Source organism: Burkholderia reimsis (assembly GCF_003294055.1).
Classification (GTDB): Bacteria; Pseudomonadota; Gammaproteobacteria; order Burkholderiales; family Burkholderiaceae; genus Burkholderia; species Burkholderia cepacia.
In genome coordinates this window covers 1-2,932 of the sequence record NZ_QMFZ01000096.1, presented here as the reverse complement: position 1 = coordinate 2,932, position 2,932 = coordinate 1, and the positions used below count along the sequence as shown (strand labels likewise).

The following is a 2,932-nucleotide window of genomic DNA, read 5'->3' as shown; positions in this document are numbered from 1 at the left end:
GAGACAGACTCGTTATAGGGTCAAGCGAACAAGTGCATGTGGTGGATGCCTTGGCGATCACAGGCGATGAAGGACGCGGTAGCCTGCGAAAAGCTACGGGGAGCTGGCAAACAAGCTTTGATCCGTAGATGTCCGAATGGGGAAACCCACTCCTTTTGGAGTATCCATGGCTGAATACATAGGCCATGTGAAGCGAACGCGGTGAACTGAAACATCTAAGTAACCGCAGGAAAAGAAATCAACCGAGATTCCCAAAGTAGTGGCGAGCGAAATGGGATGAGCCTTGCACTCTTTATTTGTATTGTTAGCCGAACGCTCTGGAAAGTGCGGCCATAGCAGGTGATAGCCCTGTAGGCGAAAACAGTATGAAAGAACTAGGTGTGCGACAAGTAGGGCGGGACACGTGAAATCCTGTCTGAAGATGGGGGGACCATCCTCCAAGGCTAAATACTCGTGATCGACCGATAGTGAACCAGTACCGTGAGGGAAAGGCGAAAAGAACCCCGGGAGGGGAGTGAAATAGATCCTGAAACCGCATGCATACAAACAGTCGGAGCCTCGTAAGGGGTGACGGCGTACCTTTTGTATAATGGGTCAGCGACTTACGTTCAGTAGCAAGCTTAACCGTATAGGGCAGGCGTAGCGAAAGCGAGTCCGAATAGGGCGTTCAGTTGCTGGGCGTAGACCCGAAACCAGGTGATCTATCCATGGCCAGGATGAAGGTGCGGTAACACGTACTGGAGGTCCGAACCCACTAACGTTGAAAAGTTAGGGGATGAGCTGTGGATAGGGGTGAAAGGCTAAACAAACCTGGAAATAGCTGGTTCTCTCCGAAAACTATTTAGGTAGTGCCTCGTGTCTCACCTTCGGGGGTAGAGCACTGTCATGGTTGGGGGGTCTATTGCAGATTACCCCGCCATAGCAAACTCCGAATACCGAAGAGTGCAATCACGGGAGACAGACATCGGGTGCTAACGTCCGGTGTCAAGAGGGAAACAACCCAGACCGCCAGCTAAGGTCCCCAAATATAGCTAAGTGGGAAACGAAGTGGGAAGGCTAAAACAGTCAGGAGGTTGGCTTAGAAGCAGCCACCCTTTAAAGAAAGCGTAATAGCTCACTGATCGAGTCGTCCTGCGCGGAAGATGTAACGGGGCTAAGCTATATACCGAAGCTGCGGATGCGTGCTTTGCACGCATGGTAGGAGAGCGTTCCGTAAGCCTGCGAAGGTGCCTTGTAAAGGGTGCTGGAGGTATCGGAAGTGCGAATGCTGACATGAGTAGCGATAAAGGGGGTGAAAGGCCCCCTCGCCGTAAGCCCAAGGTTTCCTACGCAACGTTCATCGGCGTAGGGTGAGTCGGCCCCTAAGGCGAGGCAGAAATGCGTAGCTGATGGGAAGCAGGTCAATATTCCTGCACCATTGTTAGATGCGATGGGGGGACGGATCGCGGAAGGTTGTCCGGGTGTTGGAAGTCCCGGTCGCTGCATTGGAGAAGGCACTTAGGCAAATCCGGGTGCGTAATTCAAGGGTGTGGCGCGAGCTCCTTCGGGAGCGAAGCAATTGGAAGTGGTTCCAAGAAAAGCCTCTAAGCTTCAGTCTAACGATGACCGTACCGCAAACCGACACAGGTGGGCGAGATGAGTATTCTAAGGCGCTTGAGAGAACTCGGGAGAAGGAACTCGGCAAATTGGTACCGTAACTTCGGGATAAGGTACGCCCTTGTAGCTTGACTGGCCTGCGCCAGGAGGGTGAAGGGGTTGCAATAAACTGGTGGCTGCGACTGTTTAATAAAAACACAGCACTCTGCAAACACGAAAGTGGACGTATAGGGTGTGACGCCTGCCCGGTGCCGGAAGATTAAATGATGGGGTGCAAGCTCTTGATTGAAGTCCCGGTAAACGGCGGCCGTAACTATAACGGTCCTAAGGTAGCGAAATTCCTTGTCGGGTAAGTTCCGACCTGCACGAATGGCGTAACGATGGCCACACTGTCTCCTCCCGAGACTCAGCGAAGTTGAAGTGTTTGTGATGATGCAATCTACCCGCGGCTAGACGGAAAGACCCCATGAACCTTTACTGTAGCTTTGCATTGGACTTTGAACCGATCTGTGTAGGATAGGTGGGAGGCTATGAAACCGGAACGCTAGTTTCGGTGGAGCCGTCCTTGAAATACCACCCTGGTTTGTTTGAGGTTCTAACCTTGGCCCGTGATCCGGGTCGGGGACAGTGCATGGTAGGCAGTTTGACTGGGGCGGTCTCCTCCCAAAGCGTAACGGAGGAGTACGAAGGTACGCTAGGTACGGTCGGAAATCGTGCTGATAGTGCAATGGCATAAGCGTGCTTAACTGCGAGACCGACAAGTCGAGCAGGTGCGAAAGCAGGTCATAGTGATCCGGTGGTTCTGTATGGAAGGGCCATCGCTCAACGGATAAAAGGTACTCTGGGGATAACAGGCTGATACCGCCCAAGAGTTCATATCGACGGCGGTGTTTGGCACCTCGATGTCGGCTCATCTCATCCTGGGGCTGTAGCCGGTCCCAAGGGTATGGCTGTTCGCCATTTAAAGAGGTACGTGAGCTGGGTTTAAAACGTCGTGAGACAGTTTGGTCCCTATCTGCCGTGGGCGTTGGATATTTGAAGGGGGCTGCTCCTAGTACGAGAGGACCGGAGTGGACGAACCTCTGGTGTACCGGTTGTCACGCCAGTGGCATCGCCGGGTAGCTATGTTCGGAAGAGATAACCGCTGAAAGCATCTAAGCGGGAAACTCGCCTTAAGATGAGATATCCCTGGGGACTAGATCCCCTTGAAGGGTCGTTCGAGACCAGGACGTTGATAGGTCAGGTGTGTAAGCGCAGTAATGCGTTCAGCTAACTGATACTAATTGCCCGTAAGGCTTGATCCTATAACAAGTCTGCCTTGTAGATCGGCGCCGTG

1 rRNA gene is annotated in these 2,932 nt (G+C 52.9%); it reads left to right on the top strand.

Annotated features, from left to right (window positions below):
- Positions 1-18: 18 nt before the first annotated feature.
- A 23S ribosomal RNA gene (locus DPV79_RS41300) occupies positions 19-2,900 on the top strand.
- The last annotated feature ends 32 nt before the right edge of the window (positions 2,901-2,932 follow it).